The sequence below is a fragment of the Legionella erythra genome (assembly GCF_001467615.1).
GTDB lineage: Bacteria > Pseudomonadota > Gammaproteobacteria > Legionellales > Legionellaceae > Legionella_C > Legionella_C erythra.
The window spans coordinates 1-18,891 of record NZ_LNYA01000011.1 but is presented as its reverse complement, the minus strand read 5'-3'; the positions used below and the strand labels follow the sequence as shown (position 1 = coordinate 18,891).

Sequence of the window (18,891 nt, the reverse complement as noted above, 5' to 3'; positions counted from 1 at the left end):
CTGGCAAAATTAACGGATTGTAACGCACCCGTGTTAAAATTTCATGTCTTCGAAGAATTTTTTTACACCATCGAACCAGGAGCTCAATCGCGGCGAATGCGTTTTTTTACTGCTATCCAGTGATTCCTGCAATTGGGTTAATAATTCTTTCTGTTCGCGGGATAAATTTACAGGCGTTTCCACCACCACACGGCAAAGCAAATCACCGACCCCCTGACCTCTGACCGATTTAATCCCCTTGCCCCTCAAACGAAACACCTTGCCGGTTTGGGTCTCGGCGGGAATCTTAAGGGTGACGCGCCCTTCCAGGGTAGGCACTTCAATGGAGCCACCCAAAGCCGCGGTGACAAAGCTTATCGGCACTTCACAATGCAGATCGCTGTCGCTGCGTTCGAAAATGGGATGCGCCTTGACGCCGATTTGCACATACAAATCACCAGAGCCGCCGCCATGGATACCGGCTTCACCTTCTCCGCTTAAACGGACTCGGTCGCCATTGTCGACACCCGCCGGGATTTTAACGGTAAGTTTTTTACTTTCCCGCACACGGCCCTGGCCATGGCAATTGACGCAGGGATCCGTGATTACACGGCCTTCACCATGGCAGCCGGGGCAGGTTTGTTGAATGGAAAAGAAGCCCTGTTGAATACGTACCTGTCCCACACCACCGCAGGTTTCGCAATTTTTGGGATTAGACCCCGGTTTTGCCCCTGAACCATGACAGGCTCCGCAGGCTGCATGACGAGGCACTGTAATTTCAATCTGCTTACCGGCCGCCGCTTCTTCAAGGGTCAGCTGCAGATTATATTGCAGATCGGCACCGCGCTGGCCGCGTGATTGACGCCCTTGCCCACGCCCACCCGAGAAAATGTTTTCAAAAATATCTTCAAACACATCACCAAAGCCGCCAAAACCGCCAAAGCCGCCTCGCATCGAGGGGTCAACACCGGCATGTCCAAACTGATCATAGGCAGCCCGTTTTTGCGGATCGGATAGCACAGCATAGGCTTTTTGAATTTCCTTGAATTTTTCTTCAGACTCTTTGTCATTGGAATTACGATCAGGGTGGTATTTCATGGCCAACTTGCGATAGGCCTTTTTGATTTCGTTTTCATCGGCATGACGGCCAACGCCGAGAAGTTCGTAGTAATCCTGTTGTTCCATGACTGCTCACATCAATAATAACGCTATACCTATAAACCTATAGCACAATAACAGTAAAAGAGCGCCTTGGCACTCTCACCTTAGATCATTACAGCAACCAGGAACCGGCAGGGATGAGCCGGTTCCTGCCGGCTTTTATTTCTTGTCGTCCTGAACCTCTTCGAATTCAGCATCGACAACGCCTTCATCGGCCTTGGAAGCAGAGGCTTCTTCCGCATGGGTCTCAGCACCGGCTGAAGCCCCCTGCGGTTGGCCTTCCGCTGCTTTTTTGGCATAAATGCGCTCAGCCATTTTCGCAGAAGCGTCCGTCAGCACTTTCAATTTGTCTTCGATGTGAGCCTTGTCATTGCCCTTGACCGCTTCTTTCAACTCGGAAATAGCCGTTTCAATGCCGCGTTTTTCGTCATCCGAGAGTTCGGTCGCCAGGTCTTTCAAGGATTTTTCACTGCTGTGAATCAAACTGTCAGCATGGTTTCGAACATCAGCCAATTCTTTGAATTTCTTGTCTTCGTCCGCATGCGCCTGGGCATCTTTCACCATGGCTTCCACTTCCGCATCACTTAAACCACTGGACGCTTTAATGACGATGGATTGTGCCTTACCGGTCGCCTTGTCTTTGGCAGACACATTTAAAATACCATTGGCATCGATGTCGAAGGTCACTTCGATTTGCGGCACGCCACGCGGTGCAGGCGGGATATCGTTTAAGTCGAAACGGCCTAAGGATTTGTTCGCGGAAGCCTGTTCACGCTCGCCTTGCAGAACATGAACCGTAACCGCCGTTTGATTATCATCGGCCGTGGAGAAAACCTGATTGGCCTTGGTCGGAATGGTTGTGTTTTTTTCGATCAGCTTGGTCATGACGCCGCCTAAGGTTTCAATACCCAGAGACAACGGCGTGACATCAAGCAACAGAATATCCTTGACATCCCCTGACAGAACCGCCGCCTGGATTGCGGCACCGACAGCAACCGCTTCATCCGGGTTAACGTCTTTACGCGGCTCTTTGCCGAAAAAGTCCTGTACGGTTTTTTGCACCAGCGGCATACGGGTTTGACCGCCGACTAAAATCACTTCATTAATTTGAGAAACGGACAAACCAGCATCTTTCAAGGCCGTTTTGCAGGGCTCAATGGTACGCTCAACCAGCTTTTCAACCAACGATTCCAGTTTGGCACGGGTCAATTTGATGTTGAGGTGCTTCGGCCCTGATGCATCAGCGGTAATATAAGGCAGGTTAACATCCGTTTGTTGAGCGGAAGATAACTCAATTTTTGCTTTTTCAGCGGCTTCTTTCAGACGTTGCAGAGCCAAGGGGTCGTTATGCAGGTCAATGCCTGTGTCTTTTTTGAACTCAGCTGCCAAGTATTCAATTAACGCCAGGTCGAAGTCCTCACCCCCGAGGAAGGTATCACCATTCGTCGACAAGACTTCAAACTGGTGCTCGCCATCGACTTCTGCAATTTCAATAATGGAGATATCAAAGGTACCGCCCCCCAAGTCATAAACGGCAATGACCGAGTCACCGCGTTTCTTGTCCATACCGTAAGCCAATGCGGCCGCGGTGGGTTCGTTGATAATACGCTTGACTTCAAGACCGGCGATACGTCCAGCATCCTTAGTGGCCTGACGCTGAGAATCATTGAAGTAAGCCGGCACGGTAATCACCGCTTCCTTGACTTCTTCGCCGAGGTAATCTTCAGCCGTTTTCTTCATTTTACGCAACACTTCCGCAGAAATTTGCGGTGGCGCCTTGTCCTGGTTTTTAACGCGCACCCAGGCATCGCCATTGTCGGCTTTGATGATTTGGTAAGGAACCATTTTAATGTCTTTTTGAACAACCGGATCATCAAAACGACGGCCAATCAGACGCTTGACGGCAAACAGCGTATTTTTAGGATTGGTGACGGCCTGGCGCTTGGCGGCCTGGCCGACCAGTGTTTCATTGTCATCCGTGTAAGCAACAATAGATGGGGTTGTGCGGTGACCTTCACTGTTTTCAATCACGCGGGTGTTGTTCCCTTCCATGATTGCCACGCAGGAGTTGGTCGTACCCAAGTCAATTCCAATAATTTTTGCCATTTTATTCTTGCTCCACTATTAATATATTCATCATGTCTCTGATATGGGGTGAAATTTAACAATTTCAAGCGCATTTAAACATTTTCATCAATCGCCCTGGGTTTGGCGACAATAACACGCGCCGGACGAATGATGCGATCGTTGAGTTTGTAACCCTTCTGGAACACAGCAACAATGGAATTGGGTGCAGCTCCCGGCACGTCCTGCATGGACATGGCCTCATGTTCCTGCGGATTAAAAGTTTCCCCCTGTGGATCCAGTTGCTTGACGTCATGCTTATCCAGCACATCCAGAAAAAGCTTCATGGTTAACTGCAGGCCCTCATACATGGCGGTATTGGCGTCTTTGTCCGCCAGTTGCAGCGCCTGCTCCAGGCTATCCAATATGGGCAACAGGGACGAAATGAGTTTTTCCTGACCATAGCGATGCGCATTGGCGACATCACGTTCCGCCCGGCGGCGAACATTGTCAAGCTCCGCTATCGCACGGACTGATTTTTCCCAATTCTCATGGGCCTGTTTTTCAGCCAGCAGCAGTTTCTCCTCAAGCCCACCAATACTGGGTTGTTCGAGAGCGCCTTCAATGTGTTCTTCGGGATCAGCATCCTCATCCAGATCGTGATCATCCTCAAACAGATCATCCCTCTCCAGGGCTTCACTTTCCTCTTTAATTTTTTGCCAGTTTTTTGTTTTATTGTCGCTCATCAGCCACTCCTCGCATCAATCAGACGCTCTAAGTTGGGGGCGACGATAGAAAATTCAAGTCCTCCTGTGCAATAATAATGAATAAAGCGGTTGCGATTTTAAGGCAGATAGCTTTTGACGTATCTTGCGCAATCTGTTCATTCATCGCATACTTGGATATTTGCCTAGTCATAAGGTTCACTATGAGTTCTTGGTCCCCTGTTTCCTGGCAGCAGTTTTCTTACCAGCAGGCAGCCACTTACCCCGATGAAATTCAACTGTCGCGGGTGGTCGAGCAGTTAAGTCAAATGCCGCCTTTAGTCACCAGCGGCGAAATTAAAAGGCTGAAACTGGCCATAGCCCGCGCCGGTCGGGGACAGGCTTTTATTTTACAGGGCGGTGACTGTGCCGAATCATTTAATGATTGTCGCTCGCAGGTTATCAGCAACAAATTAAAAATTTTGCTGCAAATGAGCCTGGTGCTCCTCCACGGTATGCGTAAACCCATCATCCGTGTCGGCCGCATTGCCGGACAATACGCGAAACCCCGTTCGTCTGATTTTGAAACCGTCGACGGCGTGACTTTACCGAGTTACCGCGGCGATTTGGTCAACTCCCCGGAGTTTAACGCCCATTCCCGTATCCCTAACCCCAAGTTGTTGCTCAAGGGTTACAGCTGTGCCGCCATGACTTTAAATTACATCCGTGCCCTGCTTAACGGCGGCTTTGCCGATCTGCACCACCCGCAGCGCTGGGATTTAAGTTTTGTCGAACATTCACCGCAGGCGGAGGAATACAATGCGATTGTCCGCTCGATTGCTGACTCACTTGATTTTCTTGAAAGCATTGATGGCTTACGCAACAGCAGCCTGAACAAGGTCGATTTTTATACGTCGCATGAAGCCCTGCATCTCCATTATGAGCAGGCGCTGACGCGTAAACCGCAGGATGGCCTGTGGTACAATTTATCCACGCACTTGCCCTGGATAGGCATGCGCACCGCGCAGCTTGACAGCGCTCATGTGGAATTCATTCGCGGCATTCAAAATCCCATCGGCATTAAAATCGGCCCATCGGCTACTAAAGACTGGCTTAACGATTTGTTACACAAAGTCAATCCCGAGCGCGAAGAAGGCCGCGTGCTGCTCATCACCCGCCTGGGTGCCAATCAAATTGAAAAGCTGCTGCCTTCGTTGATTCAAGCCGTACAGGATAGCGGCTTTCCCGTTACCTGGTCCTGCGACCCCATGCATGGCAATACGGAAACTACGGCAGACGGCATTAAAACCCGGCGTTTTGACAATATTCTTTCGGAGTTGCAGCAAGCGGTTACTATTCATCATCAGATGAACAGTTATCTGGGTGGCGTGCATTTTGAATTAACCGGGGATAACGTCACCGAGTGCATTGGTGGCGCCCGTGGTTTAAGTGAGGAGGATTTAAAGCATGCCTATCGCAGCCTGGTTGATCCCCGCTTGAATTATGAACAATCCCTGGAAATGGCTATTCAATTGAGCCGTCAATTCCAAACTGGCTAAAATGCTGCTGAAGGTGCACAGGGATGCGCTCTTCAAGCCAATAGACGGGCCGCCCCGGAACACCGCCGCTGATAAAACCCACATGCCCCCCTCGCTTACTCAGTTCCAGAGTCACTTGTTCCGACAAGGCCTGCTCTTCGGGAACAACGTCCGGTGTCATGAATGGATCGTCTAATGCATGAATAATTAACGTCGGCGTGGCAATTTTACTTAAGTAGGAATGACAACTTGCTTGGCGATAATAGGCATGCACATTGGCAAAACCGTGCAAAGGCGCCGTCACTTTTTCATCAAAAGTCCAGAAACAATGCCATTGATTGACATTCATCAATTCTTCGGGCAAATCAGGCTTTAGTAATGCAATCTTGCGGCTAAATACCTTTTTCAAGCGCCGCAAAAGGTAAGACTGGTAAATGCGGGAAAATCCCTGGCCAATTTTGTCGGCGACCAGTCGCAACTGGAAAGGAACGGAAACGGCAACAGCCGGATTGACGAGGTGTTGTTCTCCCTGCTCTCCCAACCATTTCAATACGACATTTCCCCCCAGCGAAACCCCAACCACCGCTTTTAATGTGTCCGGTTCACGCTCAGCCAATACGTGTAATAAATAATCCAAATCGCCCGTATCACCCGAATGATAAGCACGCGCAAGACGATTAGGTTCTTGACTGGCACCTCGGAAATGCATGAGCATGGCTCGCCAACCATGCTGGTTGAAAACACTCATTAAGCCGGCGGCATAGGTCGATTCAATACTGCCACCGAGACCATGGAGTAGAATAACCAACGGCGTATCACCAGCCAGACCATTTACAGCCCACGCTAAATCAATAAAATCACCGTCAGGCAATTCAACGCGCTCCATCTTATCAACTGGCGCTGTGACACGGCGCATCATGGTCGGGTAAAGTGTTTGCCCATGACCATTCATTAACCACCAAGCCGGTTTAAAGCCGCTTTCGATGATCATCAATCCTCCTGGTGATAAAATGGGCTGTATTCATGGACTGCTTCAAGCATGGCCGCGACGTGTTCAGGTGGAACATCCGGCGTAATGCCATGCCCAAGATTAAAGACATGACCACTGCCCTTGCCGAAGGAGGCCAGCACTTTTTTGACTTCCTCACGAATCACGCTTTCGTTCGCCAATAACACCGTCGGATCCAGGTTACCCTGCAAAGCCACTCGCTTGCCTACCCGCGCTCTGGCGCCTTGCAAATCACAAGTCCAATCCAGTCCTAACGCATCGCAGCCGGTCATAGCCATAGCCTCCAGCCATTGCCCCCCGCCTTTAGTAAAAAGAATAATCGGTAGGTCGGGGAAACTCTGTTTAATTTCTCTGACAATTTTCTCCATGAAATGAAGCGAAAATTGTTGGTAATTTGACGTGCTGAGCAGGCCGCCCCAGGTATCAAACAGCATGACGGCATCCACCCCGGCACGAATTTGCTCTTGAAGATAGGCGCTGACTGCAACCGCGAGTTTTTCCAGTAAGGCATAGGCAGCCTGCGGCTCATTATAGAGCAAGGTCAGCATTTGCTTGTAATCGCGGCTGCCCTTGCCTTCGACCATGTAGCAGGCCAATGTCCAGGGACTTCCGGAAAAGCCAATGAGGGGTAGATGCGATGGCATCGCCCCGCGAATCAAACGCACAGCCTCCATAACATAGTTTAGCTCATCAACAACGGCGACATGAGGCAATGCTTCAATATCACGGATTGTACGCAAGGGTTTGTGAAAGCCTGGGCCTTCGCCTTCCGCAAAATAAAGCCCTAATCCCATGGCGTCAGGGATAGTCAAAATATCGGAAAATAAAATGGCCGCATCCAGCGGATAACGGCGCAGGGGTTGCAGCGTGACTTCGCAAGCCAGTTGCGGATTTTTGCACAGGCTTAAAAAATCCCCCGCTTGCTGACGCACCTGGCGGTATTCAGGAAGATAACGGCCTGCCTGCCGCATTAACCAAACCGGCGTGCGAGGGACTGATTGTTGTTTTAAAGCGCGTAAAAACAGGGATTGATGGCGGTCATTCATTGGGATAATCTCAGTTCTTGTTTAAAGGTTAATGTTAGCATTTTTATTGTTTCGCTAAACAGAAAATCAATTTGGAAATAAACAATCAATGGCTATTTTCAGGCTACTTCCTCTCGATACCCTGTCAAACGAGAGGCCGTTTCCACATTCAAAGAAAAACATCAGGCAATGATGCAATTTGATGAGCACTTTGGTTATGATGCTACTCTGATGATTTTTATCACGCTTAAACTGACCAGGGATAGTAACCTGCAAGAAAAAGCCCCTCACCTTGGACGATGATGGCTATGTTCATGATGGGATTCTCCCGGAATTTAAGACGTGAAAAAGAAATACCAGGAGCACAGCATGTGATCCTACGGGTGCATTTTGTTTGTCAGGCTCAAAAAGCCAGTTTAAGGATATCTTAATTTTTATCGGTTATCCTATCAACAGTAGTAACCCTAAGGGTCATTGATGGAAACGAACGAGCATAAACAAGCGGGCAACCAAATCCGTATCGTAACATTTGCCAATCCCTATCTGGAAGGCAGTGAAAATCTGTCGCCTGACGACAAGCAAACCTTAAAAGTGCGGATGATGCATAAAGTAGATGGCATTCCCATGCCGCTTGATCTGCAATTAAGCGCCGGTGACATCGTCGCTTTGGCCGGCGACTATTACACGCTCGCAGGCTGGGGTTTGCAATTACAAACACCCCAAGGGACTGATAACAAAGAAGTGATCACCAAACCCATTTCAACTCCAGAAATACAGGCTTTTCGGGGCGCTTTTGAAGATTTGGCCTCCTCTAAGGTGAAACAATCCGATATTCAACGCATTTATGCCATTGAAAAAAGTCCTCTTCCCAGCCTTCTGCAACAGGCGGCGTATGCCTTGCTTGTCCCAGGATACGGGGAAAAATTGAACAATAATGAGGCCCATTTTTCGCCCTGGTCACTCAGGGCTTACATCGTCGGCCACCGCTCGGCCCTGCGTATGGCCCACTTGGCCTATGTATGCAAAGAACTGGCTGCAGGAAGGATTCAAGAAGACAGCGACAAGTTACCAGCCAAATTAAAAGCCAATCTGCAAAAAATCCGGGATGATAAAGACAACAACAACTATAAATTCGCAGGAAAATCGCAAAAAGACATTTATATCGAATTAGGCCATCGTTACCACGCCATGGCGGTTGCCCGCGATTTATTCGCCATGCATTTTTATTCCGACCACTTTGCTGCCGGCCATTTAAGCCGCATGGGCATGATGCGCAAAAATCTGCCAAAAAACTTCGGTATTTGGGGCGGCATTTTAGTCAATAACATGCACAATGAAGACAACTCGGTCAGCATTACAGCCAGCAATCCGTTTACCCCTGTTATTTCAACTCAGACCAAACCAAATGATGAGCCTTTCATCATGATTCGTGAGGATCATAAAGTTTACGGCGATGGCACTTATTTTCAACGCCAAAACAATGGCAACAGCGATATGTTGATCAATGGCATGGATAATTCACTGGGTGATATCGCTCGACTGCTGCACGACGGCACGATGCGTCAACCCGAAAATTATGGGGGTCTGACTTTTTTACCGGAAATCGATCTGGATAAACCGCAGCCCCAGCCCTTATTTATTGCCCAGGGTAAGGACATTTATTATCGCAAGAATGTTCGGTCAATCAAACAATTATCCCCTGAGGAGTATGCCAACACCATGGCTAATCCGGCAGCGCAGAAAGATGATTATGAGCAGTTAACCTACTTTAAAGCCTTTCTTTTAGTCTTGAAACTGCGTGTGGGTGGGCTGTTTTTCAAACCCGAGATTATCAAGCCAGTGGTTAAAACATCGGAACCATTAACCCAATCGTCAACAAAAATAACGCAAGGGCTCTCAGAAGAACCGGCACCGACGGTTAAGGTCACCCCAGTAAAGTCCAGTTGGCAGCGACACGAACTATCTAATCAACCTGGCGCGCTTCAAACTCATGGCTTTCTAGCCCTCCGATCCCATAAGCCGAAGGATAATCCCGTGCAGGCTGAACATAGCTTTGCCTATTAAAAACACACCTCATTGGCCATTCATGCATGGCCAATGAGGCGAATTCCTTTATTTTGGAGAAATAACCACTTCTTCGGGTGGTGTTTTAGCTGATACTGTTTCGATAGCAGGACGCGGCCCGACATGCATATCGATAAAACGCAAACGACACATCAGTGATCCTTCTTCATTAAACTGAGGGTGCTCTCTTGCTTCGGTTTCCAGCGTATTTAAAACGGTTTTCATTTTCTCCCCCTGGACAAGCCCCTCGACTGCCTTTTTAACGGCCTCATGATGATGGCGGCCGCGATGAGCTGTAAAAAACAGGGATACCCTCGGAAAGGCAGAATCCAGCTTGCTGTAATCGATAAGAATCTTAAGGGTGTTTTGCTTGGGCGTGCATTCAAGCTGCCAAAGATGGCTGTGATCGCGGGGGAGTGCCTTTTTAATTTTTGCGCCCCCCATATCGGACAAGAGTTGGGTTTCTGTTTTAGTAAAGCCCAGGAGCCATGAATTATGCAGGTAGCAGTATAATTTTTGCTCACATTTTTGCATGTAATCAGCCGGCTTACTTTCAAGAAACACGTTGATTTCGGGTGCCTCCACCTTGGCCATCATCGCTAAAACCATGTAAATATCAATGAAATTGCGGGCATTATTTTGGGTAGTGAGCGATTCTCTTGCATCAATCACCAGTCTGGTGGATGGGCAATAGACTTCATCATTCTGTAATCCAGCGAATGATTTCTCGTCGCCTTTATATTTTTCATAGGTGGATTGCTGTTGACTGGCCAAGCCCTCAACAAATGAGCTCAGCGCAATAAAATCAGTACTCATCAGGGCAGGCGTAAAACACGTCGCAAAATGATCAAAGGCCGGTCGATTCTTAGGCGATATGGCCAAACGGGTGTGCTGCAAAAGCTCCTTATCTTTAAGCTGGGGATCAATGCTGTAATAGAAATCCCATTTTTCTTCAAACGATTTACAAAGCGTTAGAATCTCCCCATAGCTGTATTGAGCAGCAATCAAGGATTCCAGGAAACTTTTATAATGATGCTCAAGCGTTGTGAATGCTTCTGATTTCTTGAGCGCCAGGGCAATTTTACTCTTGTCATTTGAATGCAATGAAATATAGCTGAGGCGGCTTTGTTTATAGTCCAACATCTCCTGGAGTACAACTGCGGACATGACCCTGAATGCGTTACTGCGAACGTATCTCACTATCACCGGCTTCTCGGGAATTTCATCAATCTCTACAGGATCTACCAAAAGGCTAAGCGTGTTCTTTATTTTTTCAGCGAATGACGTTCCGCTCAAATCGATGGTTTTAAAATACGTAAGTTGAAATGGCATACTGCTCTCCCTGAGTCACAAAATCATCAATTTTAATTCAAACTGCCTTAACAATCCACACTCCTCACATCTTGATGCCATCTTGGCCTGCTGCTATGCTATTCATTTTAAAGGAAACGGCGCATGGACAGTCTGCACATTAAAGGCCTTACTATTGCAACGCGCATTGGTATTCATGAGTGGGAACAACGCATCGCTCAACGTTTACTGATTGATATTCACATCCCGGCTGACTTCAGCGATTGCCAGGAGGATATTAACAAAACCATCGATTACGATAAATTATGTCAACGGGTCACACGTCATGTGGAATCGCAATCGTTTAAACTCATCGAAACCGTAGCCGACTCGGTCGCTAACCTGCTGAAAGCAGAATTCCCTATCCAGCAGGTCTCTGTCAGTGTCAGCAAACCCCATGCCGTCAAAAATGCCAACGACATTGTGGTCAATGTAAGCCGCTAAAAACCACCTGACCATGCTCTTCGACAAGCAAGTCCCTCTGATTTTCGTCCATCAGCGGCAAGGATTCTGTCTGCAAGGAAATATCTGGATCTGGCGCATTGGCTGGCTTCCATGGCAAACCGGACTGACACTGGGTATAGGAGCACGGGCCAAAATCTGCCTTGTCTTCTTCCTTTGGCACGGCATCGGACTGCTGACATTTAAATCGATACGCATTGCCTAAAATCAGTAAGGTCTGAACGATCATCAACGCAACCCCCACCGCGGGATTGAGGGTTATGCCCAGGGCAACTAAAAGGCCCCCCGTCAAAATCACTGCCGCCATATTATACGCCAGGCTGAACCCCAAATTTTGTTTGATATTACTGACGGCTTGCCTGGCAATCGCCAAGCCATGGGCAATCGGTAATAATGAGCCTTGCTGGATGATGGCTCCGGCATTTTGAGAGGCCATGGCATGGCCAGAGCGTGACTGCACGGCGAAGCCTACATCGCTGCACGCCAGGGGCAAGCCGTCATTGCCGCCATCCCCGACCATGGCCACATGATACTTCTTCGCTTTAAGCGTTCGTATAAATTCTGCTTTCTTTTCACCACCCACGCAACCGGCATGGATATTCTCGTCAGGAATACCTAAACGCTCGGCATAACGGCGAGCCGTTTCCAGCGAAGCACCCGTATTAATAAACAGCGTTTTACCCGCTGCTTTTAACGCATCAATGGTTTGTTTGGCATCGGGACGCAGGGGATCTGTTATCACAAAATAGCCGAGTAATTTTTTCTTACTGGCTAAGAACACCAAACTGTCACCAGCCTGTAACGAAATCTTTTGCAACAGGTCCGGCGGGCATTCAACCCCTTCCTGCGCCATCAATTCCTGATTGCCAATGAGGTATTCCGTATCAGCAATGGTTCCCTTTAAGCCAGTATGGTAAGAATCGTCCACGTCGCTGGCAAGGCTTTGTTGTAATTTACCGCCGTATTTTTCATGGGCTTCATCACAGATTGCTCTGGCGAAGGCATGGGGCGAATGGCGTTCTAACGCAGCGGATAGCGAAAACAGATCACTTGTATTAATTGACTCATCAAGCAAACCGGTTCGGGTGATTTTGGGTTCCCCCAGAGTCAACGTACCATTCAAATCAAGAACTACCGCATCAACCGAGGCAGCCGCCTGCAGGGCTTTACCGCTTTTAAACTGCACCCCGTGATCAGCCGCTTTGCGATTACCAATCATCAGGGCCAAAGGAACAACCAGGCCTAATGTACAGGGGCAGGCGGAGACTAGCACTGTCACGGCGCATTGAATAGCCAGCGCCGGGGGAAAAAAGCAGGCAATGATAAGGCCCGATAAAAGGGCGAAACCGATCACGGCAGGAATAAAATATTGTAAAATTCTGGTGGCCATCTCCTCAATGGGCGCCTTTTCCATATAGGCTTCTGCAATGCCACGATCAAGCCTTGCCAGATAAGACTCGCTTTTGACGGCTTTCACCTGCAATACTAGCGGAGAAGCGTTTAAGGGAAGACGCATGCCCGATAACAAATGCTCCCCTTTTTTCAAGCGGCGCGGAATGATGGCACCACTGATAATATTATCATCAATCCAGTTATCATCTGACAAACAGATACCGTCTAAAGGAATGATGCCGCCGGGTTGAATAATAATAATCTCATCCACTTCAATCAATGCCAATTCACGGCTCTCTTCTATCCCTTCTTTCAATACCTGCACATCTTGGGGCAAATCCGATTGGTAGGTTCTATCCAGGCCCAATTTGTCTTTAATGGATTCTTCAATGGCAAGGCCAATGTGGCGAAAACCAAAAATAAGCAGCCCGGCTTCAAACATCATGGGCAACCAAGGGACAAAAAAGGAGGCAATGGAGACACCAATAATGGTCAGTGTACTGATAGCGAACAGCGTATCCATGGTTAAGGTACGGACCTTCACCAATTTTATCCAGGCCTGATAGTAGGAGGATGCGCCAAGGAGAAGCGTTAACACCACGGAGGTAACCCCCAACGCAATCATGATCGCCAAAGGCAGCCCGCCGGTCACCAGGCAGGCTATCATCAAGGCTATGCCGCACACGGTTCCTACCGCACCTAAAAACCAGTGTGACTTTAATACGCGTTGATAAAAGGGTAGAGGAGTAGGTATCTTCTGTTCAGGGGCTAATGTTGCTGGCGAAAAAGCGTGGGATTTTTTATTTCCCGGCAACACGCCAGGTTGGGATAAGTCAGGATTGAGTTCTGCTGAAATATCAGTAATATCATAAGCCTCAAGCAAGGCTAATAATTCTCTTTGGGTTTGCTCGTTTTCCTCTTCCTGCAAAACGGTGACAAACCCTTTTTTTGTGGCCAAATCCACACCCCAGGAGACGAATTTTAACCTCTCTTTCTCTCCCGCAAATAACCCATCTACAGAATTAACACAAGCACCGCAGGTAATACCGGGCAACGAAAAATGATAGGTTACAGTCATGTTAACCTCGGAATTTTGTTATTGTTATGATCAATCCAGTGCTTTTGCCCTAGACGTTAAATTTCCGAATAATCCCTTTGATGTGTTCCGTACGTGCCACATCGGTCTGGGCTTTTTCAGCCTCTGAGCGCGAATGGAACGGACCGATAATCACCCGGAACCAATTGGTGCGATTTTGGGCAATGGTGGTGATGGAAACATCAAACCCTTTTAATACCAGCAGCGCTTTCAGACGCTCGGCATCCTGACGGCGGTTGAACGCGGCCACCTGCACCAGATAGGATTCATGTGCCTGAACGGCGGGAACAGAGGGTTTGGCGTCCGTTACAGGTTTACTTTCCACGACAGCGACGGCTGGCTGGGTTGCATGAACCGCGGCCTGACCTACCGATTGACCGGCAGCCGCATGAGCCGACGGCGTAGCCGGGGTTGGTATCATTTTAGTGGGCGTTGCGGCTGTGGCGGCGTGATTGGTGACCGGCGCGCTGTTGTCCTTGGACAGCAAGGTATAAAATTCAAATTTGGGCTTGGGCCTTTCTTCGTGCTTAACCACTGCCGGGGTTGCAGGCGTTGGTTTTTCTTCTTGAGCAAGAACATTTTTATCGATCCAGTTGGATAAACTGGTCACATCAAACACCGTCGCTGCCAAATAACCACTTAAGAACGAGGCGATAACCCACAGGAATTGTCGCGGCGCACGGCTTTTTTGTCTCGAATTGCTTCCCTTTCTACCATAATCCCTTGCCATCACATGCTCTCAGGGCTTGAGACACCCAACAAATGTAAACCATTACGCAACACCTGACGGACCGCCTTTAATAAACAAAGCCGTGCAGCGCGTTGCACCTCGTCTTCGCATAATAATTGCACCGCATTGTAATAACTGTGCAGGTTATTGGCAAGTTCGCGCAGGTAGTAAGCCACCTGATGGGGTTCACAACTGCCGGCGGCGGCCTTAATGACTTCAGGGTAGCGACTAATCATAGTCATTAATGCTTGTTCATGCGGTTCCTTCAACGCACTCACATGATTAAGACCCATGTCCTCGTTCAGGCTCAAGCCCCGTTCACGCAATTGGCGCAAAACGCTGCTGATGCGGGCATGCGCGTATTGAATGTAATAAACCGGGTTGTCGCTGGATTGCGACTTGGCTAAATCCAAATCAAAATCCATGTGTTGTTCCGGCTTGCGCATGACATAGAAGAAACGGGCCGCGTCGTTGCCCACTTCATCACGCAATTCACGCAGGGTGACAAAGGAGCCACTGCGGGTGGACATCTGTACCCGTTCGCCGCCACGGTAAAGAATGGCAAACTGAACCAGCAGCACATTCAGTGCATCCTCATTATGGCCTAAAGCATTCACTGCCGCACGGACACGGGTCACATAACCGTGATGATCGGCGCCAAAAATATCAATGACGCGATCAAAGCCGCGATCGTATTTATTCCAGTGGTAGGCGACATCCGACGCAAAATAGGTGGTTTGGCCATTAGCTCTAATCAGTACCCGGTCCTTTTCATCGCCAAAATCCGTGGCTTTAAACCACAAGGCCCCATCTTTCAGGTAAGTATGGCCGCCCGCTTTCAAGGCTTCAATCCCTTTGCTGATGGCGCCATCATCGAGCAGAGACTGTTCGGAGAACCAGCAGTCAAACCGCACACCAAATTCAGCCAGATCACTTTTGATATCGCAAAGTACCGAATTTAAGGCCAATTGATGAAAATGCTTAAACCCAGCCTCACCGACTAATGCACGGGCACGTTCAATGATGGCATCGATATAAATCTCTTTATCGCCGCCCTCGGGTTCATCGGGGGGAAGCCCCTGGCTTACCATGGGCCATTCGTGACGGTAGGTCATGCCATAGTCACTCAGCGCCTGCTCTGCAATTTCATTGACATACTCGCCGCGGTAGCCATTGGCAGGAAAGACAATGGATTCGCCCGCCAGACTTAGGTATCGCAACCAGACGCTCACGGCAAGGATATTCATTTGACGCCCGGCATCATTGACATAATACTCACGGCTGACATCATACCCTGCCACTGTTAAGAGATTAGCCAGGGTCGCGCCGAAAGCAGCACCGCGGCCATGACCAACATGCAAAGGCCCCGTGGGATTGGCTGATACAAATTCTACCAGCACTTTTTTGCCCTGCCCCAAATCACTGGCGCCGTATTCGTCACCCTGCTTCAGGATCTGAGCAATCACCTGTGACAGCGTATCGCTTTTCATGAAAAAGTTAATAAAGCCAGGGCCGGCAATTTCAAGGCGCTCAAGCGCAGATTCTCTGGGCAGATGGGCAATGATTAATTCAGCCAGTTGCCGGGGCGATTGGCGGCAAGGTTTCGCCAGCATCATGGCCAGATTGGTCGCAAAATCACCATGAGCGGCGTCTTTGGTGCGCTCAATTTTAATTTCCACGTCGACATCAGCCGGAATAACCGCTGATTTTTTCAATGCTGCAATAGCCGATGCAAGCCAATTTTCCACGGTTTCTTTCATTGCACTCATTCTTTCGTCAAAAAGCAGCTATTATGCGCTTTTTCCCAACAGTTGCAAAGCCCAATCAGCAGAAAGCCGGCGATAACAAATTGTACACCATGTGATAAAATCATTAGCCAGAGAAAGGGAGAAGACATGACAGTTAACACCACGTCCTATGAATACCACCATATGGGGATTCCAACCCACCGCCCTCGCCCGGGGGAACGATACAGCGAACGTTTCAAAATGTATACCAGCGGCGGCGAAGACAGTGAATACCGCATTCAATACCATCGCTTTGAGCCGGGTTGCCCGCTTCATCCCCTCATCCAGACCAAGCCCCATGTGGCGTTTAAAGTACCTGATTTAAGTCTGGCAATCAGCGGAAAACGCGTCATCCTTGAACCATATGAACCCATTCCCGGCTTCAAGGTGGCCATGATCGAAGAATGCGGCGCACCCATCGAATTCATTGAAACCACATTAAGTGAAGAACAAATCTGGCATGGGGATCACAGCAAAGCCTACATTTATTCCAGCGGGGACGCCTAGTCTATTGAAATGTGACTATTGAGGCGCCTACAGGCAGTGGCTCCTCAAAGGGTTTTTGCTGCTCATCCACTGCTTCAATGACGTCATTCATTTCAAGAAGAAGGGCCTGTTTATTGGTTTGCTTTTCTTGCTCGATGGCCTTCTGAGATGCTTCCTGAGCCCTTGCACTGAAAAACCCGACCATGGAGGCTGCGGCACCCAACTCAGCACCCATTAAAACACCCATGGTGCCCATCAGGATGCCCTCTGCCAACGTCATACCGGCAATGGCTCCCGGAATAGCGCCAAATCCGCCTCCCCACCAGGTGAGCGCCGCACCGGCAACAAACCCCAGCACTAGCCCAAGCAAGGCACCAATGCAGCCTGCGATACAGACCCGCATGCCAATGCTCAGGCGTTTAGCGGCCAGATCCTCGTCCAGTTGACAGGCAAACTTGCTTATTTCTTCGCGAGAAAGTCTCGGTTTGGAATGAAGGCGTCGTGCTAAAGCGGTGAAGTGCTCGAGGACAATGGGAAATGCTGTTTCACCGGGTTTGGCGCGTTGATGAGTGAATAATTCATCTTCTATTTTTTGATGCAGTGCTAAAAAGCGATCCACCACACGAAGATCCACTTCGCCATCACGTACCAATTGTTGAATGGCAAACGATAACTGTGACAATTGTTTATAAGGCAAGGAACTTGAATAATTCAGTTTAAGCCATTGTTTTTTAAACTGCTCATGGCTTCGCCTTTCCCGTTCCAGTAAAACAACTCGTCGATACAGGCTTTGCATGGCAGCCGGGAAACAGTCAATCAATTGCACTATCTCCGCCTCGGTGCAATCAGGAAAATAATAAGACCAATCAATAACCATGGTGCGTGAGGATTTGTTATTACCCCGCACGTGTCGCTGAAAATCCGCTTTGATGGCTTCAAGTTGAGATCGATAGCCAACTTTTAATTCGTTCAGGTGTTCAGCTATCTGCTGCTTGGAGAGTATGCCCGATCGCAAATCAGCAATAACAGGATGCAGAGAAAAATCATCGTCCGCCTGACGAGGGTATTCGCCAAGCACATGCTTTACATTCGGATAAAGTGTTAACAATTCCTGCTCGGAATCCAGTTTTTTGTGCTTATCCTGTTGGAAAGAATATATATTTGCTGATAATCGATGACTCTCAAGGCTATCCTGGAAGGATTTTATCCTTGGCCACAGGCCTTGCTTTAATGTTTTAACATCATGCGCCAGTTGCTGCATGGCTTTTGAATGACGATGAGCAAATGATTCGCGCTTATCCTTTGCCATGGCGTGCGCATTTACCTTGATCTTATAAATAGCGAGATCCGATTCGGGCAGGTTTAAGATCGTCAGCGGGTAAGGGGGAAGAATGGGCGCCGCTTCTCTAAATAGCGCGCTGTGCGGCTCATTTAAATCCTGCTTCTGATTCTGACTGACGGAAAAGGGGGTGGGCAAGCCGTCAGGACCCGAAATGGGGTAAGGTCCGGGCACAAAACCAGCATGCAAAGGCACACCCGCCTTATTCAACTCAGACCAAAGCTCCAATACCAAACGCTCATGGGTGAGATTCCTGAATGCCTTATCCTGGTTTGGCAGGCTTAAGATGATTTCCTTGCCGCGAGAAAGCCCTTCCTGTGCACGGCGATGAATTGCGCTATCATAAGCGTTCTCGGGTTCTTCCTCAACGGCAAAGACATGGGCATCAACACGGTATTTTTTAGCAATGCCCCTAAGAATGGCGGCAATTGCCTCACGTTTGTCATGGGCACTGCCAGGCCTTAACGCTGAGGGATCAAGGGCGACGTTTAACTGCCAACCTTGCGTTTTCTTCGTCTCATCCATGAGCATGCTGAGTGAGATGTAAGGCATGGTATGTGATTTAAAAAAAAATGATTTTAGCGTGACTTTATTAAGGATTTATTAAGAAATAAAATTAACCTGGCGGCAAAACACGGCCTACGCACTTCAATTTTCAATCAAACTGAGCAAATTTTCTAAAAAGGAATTGTCCCATCCACCGAT

The 18,891-nt window shown here is 48.7% G+C and carries 14 protein-coding genes; 4 read left to right on the top strand and 10 right to left on the bottom strand.

Annotation, left to right across the window (positions count from 1 at the left end):
* Positions 1–33 precede the first annotated feature (33 nt).
* From dnaJ to grpE, 3 genes are all read right to left on the bottom strand, one after another.
* Positions 34–1,164: a molecular chaperone DnaJ gene (gene dnaJ, locus Lery_RS03465; RefSeq protein WP_058525870.1), complete on the bottom strand. Its 1,131-nt coding sequence runs from the start codon at positions 1,162–1,164 to the stop codon at positions 34–36.
* A 135-nt stretch (positions 1,165–1,299) separates the two neighbouring features.
* Complete coding sequence (dnaK, locus tag Lery_RS03460) at positions 1,300–3,246, bottom strand: molecular chaperone DnaK (protein ID WP_058525869.1); 1,947 nt, start codon at positions 3,244–3,246, stop codon at positions 1,300–1,302.
* A 74-nt stretch (positions 3,247–3,320) separates the two neighbouring features.
* The gene (gene grpE / locus Lery_RS03455) at positions 3,321–3,950 is read right to left on the bottom strand and encodes a nucleotide exchange factor GrpE (RefSeq protein ID WP_058525868.1); all 630 of its coding nucleotides are present in this window, start codon (positions 3,948–3,950) and stop codon (positions 3,321–3,323) included.
* Between the two features lie 182 nt (positions 3,951–4,132).
* Here grpE and Lery_RS03450 point away from each other — a divergent pair, with 182 nt between their 5' ends.
* On the top strand, positions 4,133–5,467 hold the full coding sequence (locus tag Lery_RS03450) for a 3-deoxy-7-phosphoheptulonate synthase class II (RefSeq protein ID WP_058525867.1): 1,335 nt from the start codon (positions 4,133–4,135) through the stop codon (positions 5,465–5,467).
* Here the strand turns inward: Lery_RS03450 and Lery_RS03445 are convergent.
* Both Lery_RS03445 and hemE read right to left on the bottom strand, forming a co-directional pair.
* Positions 5,433–6,437, bottom strand: a complete 1,005-nt coding sequence (locus tag Lery_RS03445; protein ID WP_058525866.1) for a hydrolase — start codon at positions 6,435–6,437, stop codon at positions 5,433–5,435. The two genes, Lery_RS03450 and Lery_RS03445, sit on opposite strands and share 35 nt — an antisense overlap.
* On the bottom strand, positions 6,437–7,501 hold the full coding sequence (gene hemE, locus Lery_RS03440) for a uroporphyrinogen decarboxylase (protein WP_058525865.1): 1,065 nt from the start codon (positions 7,499–7,501) through the stop codon (positions 6,437–6,439). Before hemE ends, Lery_RS03445 begins: the two co-directional genes overlap by 1 nt.
* 456 nt (positions 7,502–7,957) lie before the next feature.
* Between hemE and Lery_RS03435 the strand changes: the two genes are divergently transcribed.
* Positions 7,958–9,544 carry a hypothetical protein gene (locus Lery_RS03435; RefSeq protein ID WP_058525864.1) on the top strand — a complete coding sequence of 529 codons (1,587 nt, stop codon included), beginning with the start codon at positions 7,958–7,960 and terminating at the stop codon, positions 9,542–9,544.
* Positions 9,545–9,592: 48 nt separating this feature from the next.
* On the opposite strand, the gene Lery_RS03430 is transcribed toward Lery_RS03435, so the two are convergent.
* Positions 9,593–10,876, bottom strand: a complete 1,284-nt coding sequence (locus Lery_RS03430; RefSeq protein WP_058525863.1) for a DUF5617 domain-containing protein — start codon at positions 10,874–10,876, stop codon at positions 9,593–9,595.
* A gap of 123 nt (positions 10,877–10,999) precedes the next feature.
* On the opposite strand from Lery_RS03430, the gene folB reads away from it, so the two are divergent.
* On the top strand, positions 11,000–11,338 hold the full coding sequence (gene folB, locus Lery_RS03425) for a dihydroneopterin aldolase (protein WP_058525862.1): 339 nt from the start codon (positions 11,000–11,002) through the stop codon (positions 11,336–11,338).
* On the opposite strand, the gene Lery_RS03420 is transcribed toward folB, so the two are convergent.
* The 3 genes from Lery_RS03420 to argS are packed head-to-tail and all read right to left on the bottom strand — an operon-like array spanning position 11,322 to position 16,334.
* Positions 11,322–13,826 (bottom strand): heavy metal translocating P-type ATPase, encoded by a 2,505-nt coding sequence (locus Lery_RS03420; protein ID WP_058525861.1) that lies wholly within the window; start codon positions 13,824–13,826, stop codon positions 11,322–11,324. The two genes, folB and Lery_RS03420, sit on opposite strands and share 17 nt — an antisense overlap.
* A 49-nt stretch (positions 13,827–13,875) precedes the next feature.
* On the bottom strand, positions 13,876–14,574 hold the full coding sequence (locus Lery_RS03415; RefSeq protein WP_058525860.1) for an SPOR domain-containing protein: 699 nt from the start codon (positions 14,572–14,574) through the stop codon (positions 13,876–13,878).
* Positions 14,574–16,334 (bottom strand): arginine--tRNA ligase, encoded by a 1,761-nt coding sequence (gene argS, locus Lery_RS03410; protein WP_058525859.1) that lies wholly within the window; start codon positions 16,332–16,334, stop codon positions 14,574–14,576. The genes Lery_RS03415 and argS overlap by 1 nt, the downstream gene beginning before the upstream one ends.
* Positions 16,335–16,469: 135 nt before the next feature.
* Here argS and Lery_RS03405 point away from each other — a divergent pair, with 135 nt between their 5' ends.
* Positions 16,470–16,868 (top strand): hypothetical protein, encoded by a 399-nt coding sequence (locus tag Lery_RS03405; RefSeq protein WP_058525858.1) that lies wholly within the window; start codon positions 16,470–16,472, stop codon positions 16,866–16,868.
* A gap of 1 nt (position 16,869) precedes the next feature.
* On the opposite strand, the gene Lery_RS03400 is transcribed toward Lery_RS03405, so the two are convergent.
* Entirely contained in the window at positions 16,870–18,711 is a 1,842-nt protein-coding gene (locus tag Lery_RS03400; protein WP_131751040.1) for a hypothetical protein, read from the bottom strand.
* Positions 18,712–18,891: the final 180 nt, after the last annotated feature.

Excerpts from the sequence above, each read along its gene's own strand:
- hemE (WP_058525865.1), bottom strand. The coding sequence starts at position 7,501 with ATGAATGACCGCCATCAATCCCTGTTTTTACGCGCTTTAAAACAACAA.
- Lery_RS03415 (WP_058525860.1), bottom strand. The coding sequence starts at position 14,574 with ATGGCAAGGGATTATGGTAGAAAGGGAAGCAATTCGAGACAAAAAAGC.
- Lery_RS03405 (WP_058525858.1), top strand. The coding sequence starts at position 16,470 with ATGACAGTTAACACCACGTCCTATGAATACCACCATATGGGGATTCCA.
- Lery_RS03430 (WP_058525863.1), bottom strand. The coding sequence starts at position 10,876 with ATGCCATTTCAACTTACGTATTTTAAAACCATCGATTTGAGCGGAACG.
- dnaJ (WP_058525870.1), bottom strand. The coding sequence starts at position 1,164 with ATGGAACAACAGGATTACTACGAACTTCTCGGCGTTGGCCGTCATGCC.
- Lery_RS03400 (WP_131751040.1), bottom strand. The coding sequence starts at position 18,711 with ATGGATGAGACGAAGAAAACGCAAGGTTGGCAGTTAAACGTCGCCCTT.
- Lery_RS03450 (WP_058525867.1), top strand. The coding sequence starts at position 4,133 with ATGAGTTCTTGGTCCCCTGTTTCCTGGCAGCAGTTTTCTTACCAGCAG.
- Lery_RS03445 (WP_058525866.1), bottom strand. The coding sequence starts at position 6,437 with ATGATCATCGAAAGCGGCTTTAAACCGGCTTGGTGGTTAATGAATGGT.
- dnaK (WP_058525869.1), bottom strand. The coding sequence starts at position 3,246 with ATGGCAAAAATTATTGGAATTGACTTGGGTACGACCAACTCCTGCGTG.
- folB (WP_058525862.1), top strand. The coding sequence starts at position 11,000 with ATGGACAGTCTGCACATTAAAGGCCTTACTATTGCAACGCGCATTGGT.
- Lery_RS03420 (WP_058525861.1), bottom strand. The coding sequence starts at position 13,826 with ATGACTGTAACCTATCATTTTTCGTTGCCCGGTATTACCTGCGGTGCT.
- Lery_RS03435 (WP_058525864.1), top strand. The coding sequence starts at position 7,958 with ATGGAAACGAACGAGCATAAACAAGCGGGCAACCAAATCCGTATCGTA.
- argS (WP_058525859.1), bottom strand. The coding sequence starts at position 16,334 with ATGAAAGAAACCGTGGAAAATTGGCTTGCATCGGCTATTGCAGCATTG.
- grpE (WP_058525868.1), bottom strand. The coding sequence starts at position 3,950 with ATGAGCGACAATAAAACAAAAAACTGGCAAAAAATTAAAGAGGAAAGT.